At 63.8% G+C, this 15454-nt stretch carries 15 protein-coding genes; 8 read left to right on the top strand and 7 right to left on the bottom strand.

Features of this window, described 5'->3' with window-relative positions:
- Positions 1 to 148 precede the first annotated feature (148 nt).
- The 5 genes from pgl to AC1DQQ_RS13495 form a co-directional block, all read right to left on the bottom strand.
- Positions 149 to 862, bottom strand: coding sequence for a 6-phosphogluconolactonase (gene pgl, locus AC1DQQ_RS13515; RefSeq protein ID WP_478030220.1), 714 nt, complete (start codon positions 860 to 862; stop codon positions 149 to 151).
- A 168-nt stretch (positions 863 to 1030) separates the two neighbouring features.
- Positions 1031 to 2500: a glucose-6-phosphate dehydrogenase gene (gene zwf / locus AC1DQQ_RS13510; RefSeq protein WP_478030219.1), complete on the bottom strand. Its 1470-nt coding sequence runs from the start codon at positions 2498 to 2500 to the stop codon at positions 1031 to 1033.
- Positions 2501 to 2583: 83 nt separating this feature from the next.
- A complete protein-coding gene (gene argC, locus AC1DQQ_RS13505; protein WP_478030218.1) occupies positions 2584 to 3513 on the bottom strand; it encodes an N-acetyl-gamma-glutamyl-phosphate reductase in 930 nt (309 codons plus the stop codon).
- Positions 3510 to 3677 (bottom strand): hypothetical protein, encoded by a 168-nt coding sequence (locus AC1DQQ_RS13500; RefSeq protein ID WP_478045463.1) that lies wholly within the window; start codon positions 3675 to 3677, stop codon positions 3510 to 3512. Before AC1DQQ_RS13500 ends, argC begins: the two co-directional genes overlap by 4 nt.
- A gap of 142 nt (positions 3678 to 3819) precedes the next feature.
- The gene (locus AC1DQQ_RS13495; protein WP_066583478.1) at positions 3820 to 4140 is read right to left on the bottom strand and encodes a MarR family transcriptional regulator; all 321 of its coding nucleotides are present in this window, start codon (positions 4138 to 4140) and stop codon (positions 3820 to 3822) included.
- Positions 4141 to 4388: 248 nt separating this feature from the next.
- Here AC1DQQ_RS13495 and secG point away from each other — a divergent pair, with 248 nt between their 5' ends.
- The gene (gene secG / locus AC1DQQ_RS13490) at positions 4389 to 4823 is read left to right on the top strand and encodes a preprotein translocase subunit SecG (protein WP_478045462.1); all 435 of its coding nucleotides are present in this window, start codon (positions 4389 to 4391) and stop codon (positions 4821 to 4823) included.
- A gap of 98 nt (positions 4824 to 4921) precedes the next feature.
- Entirely contained in the window at positions 4922 to 6556 is a 1635-nt protein-coding gene (locus AC1DQQ_RS13485; RefSeq protein WP_478040962.1) for a CTP synthase, read from the top strand.
- Between the two features lie 12 nt (positions 6557 to 6568).
- On the opposite strand, the gene AC1DQQ_RS13480 is transcribed toward AC1DQQ_RS13485, so the two are convergent.
- Both AC1DQQ_RS13480 and AC1DQQ_RS13475 read right to left on the bottom strand, forming a co-directional pair.
- A complete protein-coding gene (locus AC1DQQ_RS13480; protein WP_478040961.1) occupies positions 6569 to 7465 on the bottom strand; it encodes a diacylglycerol/lipid kinase family protein in 897 nt (298 codons plus the stop codon).
- 109 nt (positions 7466 to 7574) lie between these two features.
- Complete coding sequence (locus tag AC1DQQ_RS13475; protein WP_478040960.1) at positions 7575 to 8051, bottom strand: Hsp20 family protein; 477 nt, start codon at positions 8049 to 8051, stop codon at positions 7575 to 7577.
- Between the two features lie 233 nt (positions 8052 to 8284).
- Between AC1DQQ_RS13475 and AC1DQQ_RS13470 the strand changes: the two genes are divergently transcribed.
- The 6 genes from AC1DQQ_RS13470 (at position 8285) to AC1DQQ_RS13445 (ending at position 15433) form a co-directional block, all read left to right on the top strand.
- Positions 8285 to 10822, top strand: coding sequence for a TonB-dependent receptor (locus tag AC1DQQ_RS13470; RefSeq protein WP_478045461.1), 2538 nt, complete (start codon positions 8285 to 8287; stop codon positions 10820 to 10822).
- A gap of 905 nt (positions 10823 to 11727) precedes the next feature.
- On the top strand, positions 11728 to 12984 hold the full coding sequence (locus AC1DQQ_RS13465) for a lipoprotein-releasing ABC transporter permease subunit (protein WP_478030474.1): 1257 nt from the start codon (positions 11728 to 11730) through the stop codon (positions 12982 to 12984).
- Positions 12977 to 13651, top strand: coding sequence for an ABC transporter ATP-binding protein (locus AC1DQQ_RS13460; RefSeq protein ID WP_478030209.1), 675 nt, complete (start codon positions 12977 to 12979; stop codon positions 13649 to 13651). Before AC1DQQ_RS13465 ends, AC1DQQ_RS13460 begins: the two co-directional genes overlap by 8 nt.
- Complete coding sequence (lepB, locus tag AC1DQQ_RS13455) at positions 13648 to 14352, top strand: signal peptidase I (RefSeq protein WP_478030208.1); 705 nt, start codon at positions 13648 to 13650, stop codon at positions 14350 to 14352. The genes AC1DQQ_RS13460 and lepB overlap by 4 nt, the downstream gene beginning before the upstream one ends.
- Positions 14352 to 14957 carry a GNAT family N-acetyltransferase gene (locus AC1DQQ_RS13450; RefSeq protein ID WP_478045460.1) on the top strand — a complete coding sequence of 202 codons (606 nt, stop codon included), beginning with the start codon at positions 14352 to 14354 and terminating at the stop codon, positions 14955 to 14957. Before lepB ends, AC1DQQ_RS13450 begins: the two co-directional genes overlap by 1 nt.
- Positions 14954 to 15433 (top strand): glutathione peroxidase, encoded by a 480-nt coding sequence (locus AC1DQQ_RS13445; protein WP_478030206.1) that lies wholly within the window; start codon positions 14954 to 14956, stop codon positions 15431 to 15433. The genes AC1DQQ_RS13450 and AC1DQQ_RS13445 overlap by 4 nt, the downstream gene beginning before the upstream one ends.
- Positions 15434 to 15454: the final 21 nt, after the last annotated feature.

Here is a 15454-nt window from a genome sequence, read left to right as displayed (position 1 = left end):
GGGTCCGTTTGCCAGGAGCAGGACGTGCCAGCTCTTTCAACTTCGTCCTAGACCTGCCCAACGTCTGGGCAAGCCCGCGCGCCTCACTGGGTGATGGAAATTCGTATGCGCTGAAACCGGGGCCACTCTCTCGGTGGCCTGACCGTGGCTACGGCGCCCAGTGGATGTCGACGGGAAGCTCGGTATCGGCGAGAACGCGCCCGATCGGATAGGACGAGCTCGGCCCCTGGCTGATCGCGTCCTCCAGCACCTTCTTCTTGTCGGCACCGGTGATGGCGATGATCACCGCCGCTGACGAGACGATCGCCGCACGGCTGAGCGTCACGCGCGCCACGGGCGCTTCGGGCGGCAGCGGGTCGGGCATGACGCCGAGCATCCGGCGCTCCTTGGGACCGTTCAGCGCTTCGTCGAAATCCGGACCCGGGAAGATCGAGGCGGTATGGCCGTCTCCACCAATGCCGAGCAGGCAGAGATCGAGCGGCCAATGCAGATCCTGCATCAGCGCGTCGGCCGATCGGCCCGCCGCTTTGTAGTCCGCCGTCGCTTGCGGAACGATCGGCATCACGCGCGCGCCGAGCGGCAGGAAGGTCTTGGCGATCATCGTCACGTTGGACAGCGGGTCGCCCAGCGGCACGATGCGCTCGTCGCCGGGGATGATTGTCACCCGCTTCCATTCGAGCTTCGCCTTGGCGAGCCGTGCGTAGATCGGGATCGGCGTCTTGCCACCGGCCAGCGCGACCACTGCACCGCCGCGCGCTTCGATCGCGCTTTCGATGATGAACGCGATATCGCCCGAGACGGCGTCCGCCATCTCGTCGGTATCGTCATATTCCCACCATTCGATTTCTTCGTTGGTTGCCATAATGCTCTTCGCTCTTAAAGCCCTCTCCCGCTTGCGGGAGAGGGTTGGGTGAGGGTCTTCTTTCTTCCAGCTGTGGGGCAACAGAAGACCCTCACCGCTGCGACTAAGGCCGGCTGCGCCGACCTAAGTCTCGCTCCTCTCCCGCAAGCGGGAGAGGATTTTAGAAACTCAATCGTCCTGCCACGTCACCCCATCGCGCTCGGTCAGCGCGATCGAGGTCGACGGACCCCAGCTGCCCGAGGCATAGCTCTTGGGCTTGGTGTCGTTGGCCGTCCAGCCGGCACGGATCGCGTCGGTCCAGGCCCATTGCGCCTCCACTTCGTCGCGACGGACGAACAGGGTCTGGTCGCCCTCGATCAGGTCGAGCAGCAGGCGCTCATAAGCGATGCGGCGGCGCGTGCCGGCGAACTCGGCGTCGAGGCTGAGATTGAGCGGCACTTCGCGCAGATGGATACCCTCGCGATCGAGACCCGGCTCCTTCGCCATCACCAGCATCGAGATATATTCCTCGGGCTGCAGGCGGATGATCAGCTTGTTGGGCTGGAGCAGGCCGCCGCGCCCGGCGAACATCGAATGCGGCACCGGCTTGAACTGGATCGCGATCTCGCTGCGGCGCACCGCCATGCGCTTACCGGTGCGCAGGTAGAAGGGTACGCCTTGCCAGCGCCAATTCTCGATGCTCGCCTTGATCGCGACAAACGTCTCGGTGGTCGACGGTTTGCCGAGTTCCTCCAGATAGCCCTTGACGATCTTCCCGTCGACCGCGCCGGGACCGTACTGACCAGTGACGGTCAGATGCGGCACTTCCTCCGGCGTCATGACGTGCAAGCTACGGAACACCTTGGCCTTTTCGTCGCGGATCGCGTCCTTGTCGTAACGGGCAGGGGGCTCCATCGCGATCAGCGCCAGCAGCTGCAGCATGTGGTTGGTGACCATGTCGCGCAGCGCCCCGGCGCCATCATAATAGCCGGCGCGCTCTTCCAGTCCGACCGTCTCCGCGATGGTGATCTGGATATTGTCGATGCCCTGCGCATTCCACACCGGCTCGTAGAACGAATTACCGAAGCGCAGCGCCAGGATGTTCTGGACGGTCTCCTTGCCGAGATAATGGTCGATCCGGAAAATCCGATCCTCGGGAAAGACCGCGGCGACCGCGTCGTTGATCTCGCGGCTCGAGGCGAGGTCGTAGCCGAGCGGCTTTTCGAGCCCGATGCGGACATTGCCATGCGCCAGGCCCGCGCCGTTGAGACCCTTGATTGTTGCTTCGAACAGGCTCGGCGCGGTCGACAGGAAAATCGCGAGACCCTTCGAAGTGTCGCCGAGTTCGTCCGACAGGTTCTTGAAATGGTCGGCCTCGGTCGCGTCGAGCGCCTGATAGTTCAACCGCTTGAGAAAGGAGGCGATCTTGTCCTTGTCCTTGCGATCCTCGGGCAGGTATTTTTCGAGCGCTTCCTTCGCAAATTTGCGGAACGCACCGTCCTCGAACACCGTCCTTGCGGTGCCGGTGATCGTCATGTTGGCCGGCAACAACCCGTCTTCGTCGAGGCCGTAGAGCGAAGGCAGCAACATGCGCTGCGACAAATCCCCGGTCGCGCCGAACAGCAGCAATTTGTCGAGCGGCTGGCGCGTTCCGGGCATCTAGCTTTCCTCGTTTAGACCGTTGGCCCTGCGCTTGGCGCAGGGCGGAGAGTGTGGAGACCGACGAATTTAAGGCGTCGCGCTCATAAAGTCAGGCCCGTGACCGGGTCGAATCCCGCCATGATGTTGAGATTCTGCACCGCGGCGCCCGCCGCGCCCTTGCCGAGATTGTCGAGCGTCGCGACCAGCCGCGCTTGTCCGGCCTCGGCATTGCCGCAGACGCGCAAGGTCAGGCGGTCGCTGCCGGCGTCGTCCTCGATCGTCACGAACTGTGCGTCCGCCGCGCCAATCCGGATCAGCGGGCTGTCCTTATAGGCCTCGGCCAAAGTGGCTTCGATCTGCGCGAGCGAGGGTTTGCGCGGCAATGCGTGGAGCGGCACCGGGACTTCGACGATCATGCCACGATAGGTGTTGGCGACCGCAGGCGTGAAAATCGGCAGATGCGCGATACGGGCATGCTTCTGCATCTCTGCGACATGTTTGTGCGCCAGACCCAAAGCGTATAGCCGGGCGCTTGTATTGGCCTTCCCCTCTTCGAACTCGGCAATCATCGATTTGCCGCCGCCCGAATAGCCCGAGATCGCATTGACGCTGAGCGGCCAGTCGTGCGGGATCAGCCCCGCGCGGACCAGCGGCCGGACCAGCGCGAGAAAGCCGGTCGGATAGCAGCCAGGATTGCTGACGAAGCGCGCCTCGGCGATCACCGCCTGCTGGGCCGGTTCGAGCTCGGCGAAACCATAGGCCCATCCCTCGGCGACGCGATGCGCGGTCGAGGCGTCGATCACCCGCGTCTTGTCCGACGTGATCATCGCCACCGCTTCGCGCGCGGCATCGTCGGGCAGGCACAGGATGACGAAATCGGCATCGTTCAGCGCCTGTTTGCGCGCGGTCGAATTCTTGCGCACCGCTTCGTCCAGCGTGACGAGGGTGACGTCGCTCCGCCCGGACAGCCGTTCGCGGATCTCTAGCCCGGTGGTGCCGGCACCGCCATCGATGAAGACGTTGACGTTCATGCCGCGAGATCCAGTGCCGTGCGGTCGACATAGCCGGCCAGGCGGTGTTCGGGCGACACGCCCCAGGCGACCTCGCGCAGGACTTCCAGCACTTCGAAGCTCTCACCGACGGTGAGTTCGGCGAGCGGCTCGGACGTGGGGGATGATTCGGCGTGCAAGGTCACGGCGCGGGTTACTACACAGGGCAGGGGCGCCGCGTAATGCGGCGCGAATACGTATTCGGCGAGCCGAACGTCGGCCAGGTCGGGGCGAATCGCGTTGTGGCGCGGGTCTATCGATATGGACGGACCGGTCAGCGCAAAGGTTCTACGCGGTGGCTCTGCGGGCGCGGGGCGGGTCGCTTTCTCCCACAAATTGTCCGAATTCTTCAAGAAAGCCTGCCCCTTCGGTGGTACGCGCGATAAAGATGTTGCGCTTGTCGGTATCGTCGCGCTGGCGGCGCAGATAGCCGAGCGCCCCCAACCTGTTCAAGGCGCGTGTCACGACGGGCTTGGAAACGTTCAATGCGCGCGCCAATCCACGCACCGTATGCGGCCCCGGACTGAGATAGACGACGAGCAGCAGCGCCATCTGGCGGTTGGTCAGGTCGGGCTCGCCGGATCGGACATAATCGACCAGCGTATTCATCCACCGCGTTAGCGGGGAGCTGTCGAAAGTGCTGGCAATGTTCATGTCGGTGCTCACTGATTGTCCACAAGGCTCAAAAGGCGGTCGCTATCGCAGGCGTAACAACGTGCGCCGAGGCGATTGAGTTTCAGTGCGGACACGAAATGTCATGGAAACGCCACGTGTCGTCCGGTGGATGAGCGGTTGATCGCGGGGGTGGGGTCGCCTATGTGCCCGCTTTCTCCAGTTTCGCAGGTCACAGTCGTTCGATGCTCTTCACTTTCGTCCTTGTCGTTCAGTTGCTCGTCGGATCGGCGCTCGTCACCATCATTCTGATGCAGCGCTCGGAAGGTGGCGGCCTGACCGGTGGCGGCAGCCCGGCCGGATTGATGTCCGCGCGCGGTGCCGCAGACTTCCTGACGCGGTCCACGGCGATCCTGGCGACGATCTTCGTCACCTTGACCATCATCCTCGCAGTGATGGCGGCGACGCGGCATGCGACGTCGATCGACACCTCGCTCAATCGCGCGGCGCCGATCAACGCGCCGGCTGGCACTGCCCCGCAGCCCGCCGGCGGCGCCTTTGGTGGCGCGGCCGCCAATGCGGCGGCGGGTGCCGGTGGCAACCTGACCTTCCCGGGCGCGCTGGCGCCGGGCGAGAATAAGGTGGCTCCGGCCAGCAACGGCGCGGTTCCCGTCCGCTAAATCCATTTCGTTCTAATCGCCCGCGCGGACTTTTTGTTCGCGCGGGCGGAGTCGCGTGCTTGCGGCTTACCCCCAATACCAGCTAGGCGATGACTCCCATGGCGCGGTTTATTTTCATTACCGGCGGCGTGGTCTCCTCGCTGGGCAAAGGTTTGATGGCGGCTTCACTGGCTGCCCTCCTCCAGGCACGCGGCTATCGCGTCCGCATCCGGAAGTTCGATCCCTATCTCAATGTCGATCCGGGCACGATGAGCCCGTATCAGCATGGTGAGGTCTATGTGACCGATGACGGGGCGGAAACCGACCTCGATCTCGGCCATTACGAACGGTTTACCGGCGTTGCTGCCCGTCAGTCGGACAACGTCACCTCGGGCCGGATCTATCAGCAGATCATCCAGCGCGAACGCCGCGGCGACTATCTCGGCGCCACCGTCCAGGTCATCCCGCACGTCACCGACGCGATCAAGGCGTTCGCGCTCGCCGAGACCGACGATCTCGATTTCGTGCTGTGCGAGATCGGCGGCACGGTCGGCGATATCGAATCGCTGCCGTTCATCGAAGCGATCCGCCAGATTCGCAACGATCTTGGCCGTGGCAATTCGGTCAGCATCCACGTCACGTTGGTGCCGTACATCGCCGCCGCGGGCGAGCTGAAGACCAAGCCGACCCAGCATAGCGTACGCGAGCTGGCGGCATTGGGCGTGCAGCCCGACGTGCTGGTGTGCCGCTGCGAGCAGCCATTGCCCGCGAGCGAGCGCGCCAAGATTGCGTTGTTCTGCAACGTGCCGAAGGAAGCGGTCATTCCGGCGCTCGACGCCAAGAGCATCTACGCCGTGCCGGTCCAATACCATGAGGAAGGCCTCGACGACGCTGTCCTCAATGCTTTCGGGATCGATTCCGAAGCACTGCCCGATCTCGCGCGCTGGACCGACATCATGGATCGCCTGACCAACCCGGAAGGGGAAGTGACGGTTGGCGTGGTCGGCAAATATGTCGGCCTGCAGGACGCGTACAAGTCATTGAACGAAGCGCTGGTCCATGGCGGCATCGCCAACCGGGTCAAGGTCAACGTCCGCTGGATCGACGCCGAATTGTTCGAACATGCCGATAGCGACGTCACGGCGAGCCTGGAACCCTGCCACGCGATCCTGGTCCCCGGCGCGTTCGGCGAGCGCGGGGCGGAAGGCAAGATCGCCTCGGTCAAATTCGCACGCGAACGCAACGTCCCCTATTTCGGCATTTGTTTCGGGATGCAGATGGCCTGTATCGAGGGCGCGCGGAACCTGGCGGGGATCGAGAAGGCCTCGTCAACCGAATTCGGCCCGACCGAGGAACCGGTGGTCGGCATCATCACCGAATGGATGTCGGCTGAAGGCGTTCAAAAGCGCGAAGCGGGTGGCGATCTGGGTGGCACAATGCGGCTTGGAGCCTATGACGCCAAGCTCGACGGTAACAGCGTCGTTTCGTCAATCTATGGCTCGACCGACATCAGCGAGCGGCACCGCCATCGCTACGAGGTCAATACCGGCTATCGCGAACCGCTCGAAAAAGGCGGGCTGGTGTTCAGCGGCATGTCGCCCGACGGAATGCTGCCCGAGATCGTCGAGCGCCCCGATCATCCCTGGTTCGTGGGCGTCCAGTTCCACCCGGAACTGAAATCCAAGCCGTTCGACCCGCATCCGTTGTTCGCCAGCTTCATCGCGGCGGCGGTGCGGCAGAGCAGGTTGGTCTAGACGTCACTGCTTTTAGGAGTCGCCCGGCGTCAGTACCCTCAGCGCGCCTGCGCGGATGCGGAATTCGAGTGGGGAGTCCATCCGCTTCAGTTCGCCGTCGAGTGCGATTTCGATCGATCCGCCGCTCGAACTGACGGTAAGTGTCTCGCATTCGCCGAGCGTCTCGAAATCGAGCGAGCGTTCAGCGCGCCCGACCAGCGCGCGCAGGGCGAACCAGATCAGCGCCGCGCGCCGTCGATGCGTCACGGCATAGATCGACAATTTGCCGTCGGTCAGGGTACCGCGTTTGCCAACCTCGCCGCGATCAAGCGAATAGACGTTGTTGCCGACGAACAGCAGTGGCGTGACGATCCTGCGCTCGCCTTTGCCCCAATCGAGCCGCAACCGATGATGCGGTAGCCGCTCGAGCACGGCGAACGCCGCTGGCAGCGTCGACAGCCATTTGGGCCAGCCCTTGGCACGGCGCAAACCTTCGCGCTTGCGCACCATCAACGGGTAGAGCCCGATCGACGCGTTGTTGACGAAGACCTGTCCGTTGACCTCGCCGACGTCGATCGCGACAGGCTGGCCATTCACCGCAACCTTGGCGGCCTCGCCCAGATCGGTGGGGATGCCGAGATCTCGCGCCAGATGGTTGAGCGTGCCGAGCGGCAGCAGGCCGAGTTCGGTATCGCTGCCCGCGAGGATTTGCGCAGCGCCGGCAGCGGTGCCGTCGCCGCCCGCGACGATCACCCGTCCCGATCTCGCTGCCGCCTCGATCGCTTCGGGGATTTGCTCGCCATCGAGCGCTGTGACGTCGGCCGTTGTCCCCGCTTGTGTAAAAGCTTTTTCCAGCTCTCCGACCAGCGCGTCGCCCATCTTGGCCGCCGTGCCGCCAGTCTTGTTCACGGTCACCTGCAGCGTCTTCATCGCCGACAGCTAACAGGACGACCGGCGCCATCGAAACGAAAAAGGCGCCCGGACCTGTCGGCCCGGACGCCCATTGGCGCTTTCAAGGGAGCGAGAAAGCGCCGGTCTGTCAGGCCGCCTTGGTTTCGTCAGCGGCCGGGCTGGTCTCGATTGCGGCGAGCGGGGCGCCCGTCTTGATCGCGATTGACTGCGGCTTCAGCGCCTCGGGCACTTCGCGCACCAGGTCGACGGTCAGCAGACCGTCATTGAGCCGCGCATCGTCGACCCGGATGAAGTCGGCGAGTTCGAAGCGGCGCTCGAAGCTGCGCGTCGCGATACCGAGGTGAAGATAGGCCGACTGATCGCCGTCCTTGTCCTTCTTGCCCTTGACGGTCAGCAGGTTCTGCTGGGCGACGATCTCGATCTCGTCGCGGCGGAAACCGGCGACCGCGATCGTGATGCGATAATGATCCTCGGCAATCCGCTCGAGGTTGAAGGGCGGGTAATTGTCCCCGCCATTCTGCCGCGCCGAGGCTTCGAGCATATCGAACAGGCGATCGAAGCCGATCGTCGAGCGGCGGTAGGGAGTAAGGTCGAACTGTCGCATTTAATCATCCTCCATTGAGCGATGTCACAACGACGCGACCCCGATGGGCGTCGCGTCATCGCATATCTGGGGCATTCCGGCGCCGGTTCAAGAGTGCCTGTCCGACAAAATATCGTTATCTTTCAACGGTGATAAAGTTTGGCTTGCGTAGCTGGTCAGACGATCTTGCTTTTATTCCCAGCAACTCAGTGGGGATTAAGGCGTTAATCAATCGTCTAGGGGATTACCGAATCATGCTCGCTGCGTTTCCGCTCCTGCTTGCCGCCGCATCGCCGCAAAGCATCGCGCTCGCCGACAACGCCGCTCGCCCGGCAGCGCCGGTCGTCGCGCCAGACGATACTGCCGCCAACGCACCCTCACCGGCGCCCGAGCCCCAAGCCGATCCGCAAGCCGCGCCGACGCCAGGGGGCGACATTGTCGTCACCGCACGCCGCCGGTCGGAACGCTTGCAGACCGTGCCGCTCGCGGTGGCGGTGTTGAGCGGCGAAACGCTGGCCAATGCCGGGGCGTTCAACGTCAACCGGCTCCAGCAATTCCAGCCCGCGCTGCAATTCTATTCGAGCAATCCGCGCAATTCGGCGATCAATATCCGCGGTTTGGGGGCGCCGTTCGGGCTGACCAATGACGGCATCGAGCAGGGCGTCGGCCTCTATATCGACCAGGTCTATATCGGCCGCGTCGGCGCCTCGACCTTCGATTTCGTCGACATCGATCGCGTCGAGGTGCTGCGTGGGCCGCAGGGGACGCTGTACGGCAAGAACACCACCGCGGGCGCGGTCAACATCACGACCAAGAAGCCCAACCTTTCGTCGCCAGAAGCGACGTTCGAGGTCAGCGCCGGCAATTACGGCCTGGTCCAGCTGAAAGGCTCGGCCTCGGCGCCGATCGCCGACGGCAAGTTGGGCGTGCGTCTGTCGACTTCGGTGAGCAAGCGAGGCGGGTCGATCTACGACACCGCGATCGACAAGAATCTGCAGAAGCAGGACAATTTCAGCGTGCGTGGGCAGTTGCTGTGGCAAGCGACGCCCAATCTGGATTTCAACTTCTCGGCCGATTTCAGTCTGCAGAATCCCTATTGCTGCGTGCAATATTACGCCCGGGTTGGCGCGACGCAGCGGCCGCTCAACCGCCAATATGCCGCGCTGGCCGCGGCGCTCGGCTACAAGCCGCCGAGTTTCGATCCGTTCGACCGCGTGACCGACCTCGACGCATCGATCAACTCACGCCAGGAGGTCGGCGGGCTGTCGCTGGTCGGCAGCTGGGACGTCGGCGGCGCGACAATCACGTCGGTAACCGCCTGGCGCTATTGGGATTGGCAGCCCGCCAACGACCGCGATTTCGTCGGCTTGCCGATCACCACCGTCTCGCAAAATCCGTCGCAGCAGAAGCAATGGTCGCAGGAATTGCGCCTCGCCTCGAACGGCGACGGTAAGCTCAACTACACGCTCGGCGCATTCTTCTTCGACCAGACGATCGATACGCAGGGGTCGCAGGTGCAGGGCCCGGCGGCGAGCCGGTGGCTGCTCAATCCTGGCAACGTACCGGTAGGATCGAGCGGTTGCGCCACGCCGACGGCCAATGCGTGCAATCCGCTGGTGCTCGACGGGCTGACCTCGACCAACTCGATCCATTTCAGCAATCAGAGCTTCGCCGTGTTCGGCAAACTCAATTGGGAAGCGGCGCCCGGCTTTCACATCCAGCCCGGCCTGCGACTCAATTACGACAAGAAATCAGGCTTTTACGAGTCGGTCGTCAGCATCCACAACGCCAAGTACAATTTCGTCGCGACGGCGGATAATGTCGCGACCCTGCTGCAGAACGGGACCGCGCTTGCCGATCAGCTCAATACGCTGGCGCCGCAACGTTACAGCCCGAAATTCAGCGCCTGGAACCTGTCCGGCGACCTGACCCTGTCCTACGATTTCTCCAAGGACATTCACGGCTATGCGACCTATGCGCGCAGCTTCAAGTCGGGCGGGATCAACCTGTCGGGACTGCCGCTCAATTCCACCAATACCGGAGTCGACCTGTCGACCCAGACGGTAAAGCCCGAGAAGGAGAATCACTTCGAGCTCGGGTTGAAGACGCAGTTCCTCGACCGCCGGGTGACGTTCAACCTCGCCGCGTTCTGGACCGACATCAAGGATTACCAGGCCACCGTGAATAACGGGCAGACGACCGTTATCCGCGGGTATCTGGCCAATGCGGCGCGGGTCCGCGTGCGCGGCATCGAGTTCGACTCGTCGTTCCGCCCCAGCCCGCGACTGAGCCTGTATACCAACGGCGCCTTCACGGATGCCAAGTACGTTCGCTTCCGCAATGCGCCGTGCCCGCCCGAATTGTCCGGCGGCAACCCGGCTCTTGCCGGCCAGACGCCGGCGGCGCCCGGCACGCCGGGCCTCAGTCCCTTGGTTTGCGATATCTCGGGATCGATCCTGCCCGGCATCTCGAAATGGTCGTTCTCGTTCGGCGGCGAAGTGAACGTCCCGGTCAACGGGGGCCAGGTCTATCTCGGCTATGACGGCAGCTATCGCTCGAAATTCTCGTCCAACCCGTCGCGCTCGCTTTACACCGACATCAATGGCTATTCGCTGTCCAACTTCCGGCTCGGCTTCCGCAAGGACAAGTGGAACCTGTACGGCTGGGTGCGCAACGCGTTCGACCAGCATTATTTCGAGCTGCTGAGTACGCAATCGGGCAGCACGGGGCTGATTGTGGGCCAGCCGGGCGACCCGCGGACTTATGGCGGGACGTTCCGGATCAGTTTTTGAGCGATTATGCCCTCTCCCGCTTGCGGGAGAGGGAGGGGCCCGCCGCCGAAGGCGGTGGGAAGGTGAGGGTCTTCTTACTTCTTCTATCTCGACACCCGCTCGGCAGAAGAAAGAAGACCCTCACCGCTGCGACTAGGCTCGCTTCGCTCACCAAGTCTCGCTCCTCTCCCGCAAGCGGGAGAGGAAAGTGGGAGAAGGAAGCGTGGAGAGAAGCGCCGGTCGGCGAAGCCGCCGTCGCTGGGGCCGCGTTGCGGACCGGCGGCCGTTTGGGGCGATGCTCTTCGCGCACCGGCTTGCAGCTTCGCTGCTCGCCWTCGCCCCAAATGACAAACGCCCGGGCCGTTTCCGACCCGGGCGCCTGCGTGACGATTGCTCGTCAGCCCCCTTGTAACTTCCGCCCGCACGCCTCTTTTAAGGCGGAGCTGGAAGCGATCCCCGAACCACGGCCATTGACCTGCGTTTCGCGAAGCAAACTGCTAAGCGGCGACTGGTGTCTTGTCATCGCCAAACAACGGGTCGCCGCACGATTGCGGCGCGCATGTGTCGAATCCGCCACAGCACCGCCTTGGTTGCCTGTAATCGCGATACGCCTTAGGGTCTGTACTCAATAGCGACGGGGTCGAGACGGAGCGGATTTTGTCGCGTGGGTAGGAGCGAGGAGGGAGCGATGCATTATGCATCGTGACCGACGAGCGACGCCCTCCACGCGACAAAATCCGCCCGCCCCGATGAGGTTGCGTTGTGGAGCCCGCCGGACGTCGTCGCTTGCTTGCGCGTAGCTCAAGCTACGCGACTGCGCTGCGCTCCTCGCCGACGGGCTCCACAACGCAATCTCGATCCCCGCCGCTATTGAGTACAGACCCTAAGCACCCGACATTCCGGGGGCGGATCGCGAGGCCTGATTGATTCTCCTGTCGAGCTACGAACGCATGATTGCCGGGCGCTATCTGTTGCCCGGCAAAGGCGAGCGCTTCATCGTTCTCGTCGCCGGGTTCAGCCTAGGCGCGGTGATGCTGGGCGTCGCCGCTTTGGTCATCGTGATGAGCGTCATGAACGGCTTTCGCGCCGAATTGTTCGACAAGATCGTCGGACTGAACGGCCATGCCGTGATCCAGGGCTATGGCGGCCGTCCGCTCAACGACTGGCGGCAATTGCTTGCACGCGCCAAGGCGACGCCAGGCGTCACCAGCGCGGTGCCGATGATCGAACAGCCGTTGATGATGACCAACAATGGTCGCGCCGAGCCGATCAGCCTGCGCGGGCTGACTGTGCCCGATATCCGCGGCAATCCGACGATTGCCGGTCATGTCGTCGCCGGCGACCTCAACAGCGTGACCGCCGGCAGCAACCGGATCGCGATCGGATCGCGCCTGGCCGAAACGCTTGGCGTCGATATCGGCAGTCAGGTCACGATCTGGAGCCCGATGGGACAATCGACCCCGTTCGGCACCGTGCCGCGGATGGTGTCCTATACGGTCGGCGCAATCTTCGAGATCGGCGTCTACGATTACGACAAGGTCTATGTCGTCATGCCGATGGAGGAGGCGCAGACCCTGCTGCTGCTTGATCCCGACACGGTGGGGATGATCGAGGTCAACACCAGGGACGCCGATCAGGTCGGGCCGATCCTGGCGCCGCTGCGCGCGTCGCTTGGCCAGACCGCCGCCGTAAGCGATTGGCGCCAGATGAACGCGCAATTGTTCGAGGCGCTGGCGATCGAGCAAGTGTCGATGTTCGTGATCCTGTGCATCATCATCCTGGTCGCGGCGTTCAACATCGCGTCATCGCTGATCATGCTGGTCCGCGCCAAGACGCGCGACATCGCGATTCTCAGGACGATGGGCGCGCCGCGCGCCGCGATGGTCAGGATCTTCATCACTGTCGGCACGACGATCGGTATTCTCGGCACGATCGCGGGGCTGATCCTGGGATTCGTCCTGCTTTATTTCCGCCAGCCGATCGTCGACTTCGTGCAAAAAGTGTCGGGGCAGAATCTATGGGATCCCTCGATCCGCTTCCTGACCGAACTGCCATCCAAGCCCAATCCGATCGAGATCGCGATGGTCGTCGCGATCACCTTGCTGCTGACCTTCCTCGCGACGCTGTACCCGGCGTCGCGCGCCGCCAGCACCGACCCAGTCCAGGTGCTTCGCTATGAGTGACGCCGTCCTCGCCACCACCGGCCTGACCCGCAGCTTCGAGCAAGGCGGGGAGACGATCCACGTCCTGCGCGGGGTGAACTTGTCGATCGCGCCCGGTGAGATCGTCGCGCTGCTCGGCCCCTCGGGCTCGGGCAAATCGACCTTGCTCCAGGCAGTCGGCCTGCTCGAAGGCGGGTTCGGCGGGTCGATCCGCATCACCGGCACCGAAGCGGCGCAGATGAGCAGTTCGGAGCGTACCGCGACGCGCCGCGACATGCTGGGCTTCATCTATCAATTCCATCACTTGCTGCCCGATTTCAACGCGATCGAGAATGTCGTGCTGCCGCAATTGGTGAAGGGGGCCTCGCGCGCAGATGCCGACGCTCGCGCGGCCGACCTGTTGACGACGCTCGGCCTGGGGCATCGCCTGACGCATCGGCCGAGCCAATTGTCGGGCGGCGAGCAGCAACGCGTCGCGGTCGCCCGCGCGCTGGCCAACCGGCCCGCCTTGATCCTCGCCGACGAGCCCACCGGCAATCTCGACGAGGCGACCGCGGAGATCGTGTTCGGCGAATTCCTGCGGCTGGTGCGGCAGGAAGGGTCGGCGGCCGTGGTAGCGACTCATAACGAGCGGCTGGCCGCGCGGATGGACCGCGTCCTGCGCCTGCACGAAGGGCACCTTCAATGAATGCTTCCGCGCGCCGCCAGATGCGGATCGTCGCGGGATTGTTCGTCATCGGATCGCTCGTCATCGGAGCATTGCTCTACCTGTGCTGGCCGGTGGTTGGTCTAATGTTCGACGGTCAGCGCACCGGGCGCTATTATTCGATCCCATCGCAAAGCATGATGCCGAACCTCATCCCGGGTGATCGGGTTCTGCCGCGCCGTCGCCAACCGGGCGAGCCGACACGGGGCGAGGTGATCGTCTATCGGCGCACGCCGGACGAGGTGCGCGTCGCCCGCGTAGCCGCCGTGGGCGGGGATACGATCGAAATGCGCGGCGGCTTTCCCTGGATCAATGGCGTGGCCGCCCGGCGGCGCGAGCTTGGGGCCGGTCCGACGTTAGACGGGAATACTCGGAGCCTGCTCTATGCCGAGCGGCTGCCGGGTGAACGCGGCTCGCATCGCGTTATCAGGATGACGATCCCGGGTCCGTTCGACGATATGCCCGCCGCCAAGGTTCCGCCCGGCACGCTGTTCGTGCTGGGCGATAACCGCGATCAGGCAGCCGACAGCCGAGCACCTGTCGATGAAATGGGGGTCGGGATGGTGCCGATCGAGCAGGTGTTGGGCGTGATCGACTATATCGCCTGGTCGAAGGTCAAAGGGCGCATGGCGAGACCGATCGACCGCCGCGATCCCGCGACTTCAGCCGGTAGCGGAAAGTGATGAGCGATCCCTGGCGGACGATTCCGACGCTGAACGGCCGACACGTCACGCTCTCGCCGCTGACGCGTGGCGATCGCGAGGGCATCCTCGCGGCGTTCGCCTCTGGCCTGGAGGGCGCCTTTCACACCACCATACCCAATTCGTCCACGGTCGAGGCTTGGTACCAACGGCTCGAACGCGAGTTCGAGGCCGGGCGCGCGATGCCGTTCACTGTCCGCGATGCCGCCGGAGAGATCGCCGGCGTCACGCGCTTCCTGCGCATGGCGAAGCAGCACCGCCGGGTCGAGATCGGCGGCACGGTCTATGCCACGCGCGTTCAGCGCACCGGGCTCAACACCGAGGCGAAGATGCTGCTGCTGACCCACGCGTTCGAGGCGCTCGGCTGCTTTTGCGTCCAGATCCGCACCGATTTCCTCAATCGCCAATCGCGCGCGGCGATCGAGCGGCTGGGCGCGCGGATGGACGGGGTGATACGCGGCCATCTCATCCTCAACGATGGCCATTATCGCGACAGCGTGCTCTATTCGATCCTCGAACACGAATGGCCGGGGGTGAAGCGCAATATCGCCGCCTTGATGGCCCGTTATGAGGGGAAGGGCGCATGACCGCGATCACCGAGTTTCACGTCAAGGCGGCGGATGGTAGCGACGCCGACCTCTCGGCCTATGCCGGCAAGGTCCTGCTGGTCGTCAACGTCGCCTCGAAATGCGGCTTCACGCCGCAATATGAAGGGTTGGAGGCGCTGCATCGCAAATATGCCGATCGCGGGTTCGAGGTGCTGGGTTTCCCCTGCAACCAGTTCGGCGCGCAGGAGCCGGGCAATGCCGAGGAAATCGCGAACTTCTGTTCGCTGACCTACGACGTGACCTTCCCGGTCTTCGCCAAGATCGACGTCAACGGCTCGGGCGCCGATCCGCTTTACGGCGAACTCAAGAAGCAGGCGCCGGGGTTCCTAGGTACCGAGGGCATCAAATGGAACTTCACCAAGTTCCTGGTCGGCCGCGACGGCCAGGTGGTCGAACGCTATGCGCCGACGACCAAGCCCGAAGAGATCGCGGCGGATATCGAAAAGCTGCTTTGAACGCGCGTACCGTCGAAAGTT

Source organism: Sphingomonas sp. P4_G3 (assembly GCF_056401105.1).
Note: the sequence above shows the minus strand (reverse complement) of the source record. Positions and strands in the feature narration are given on the sequence as shown.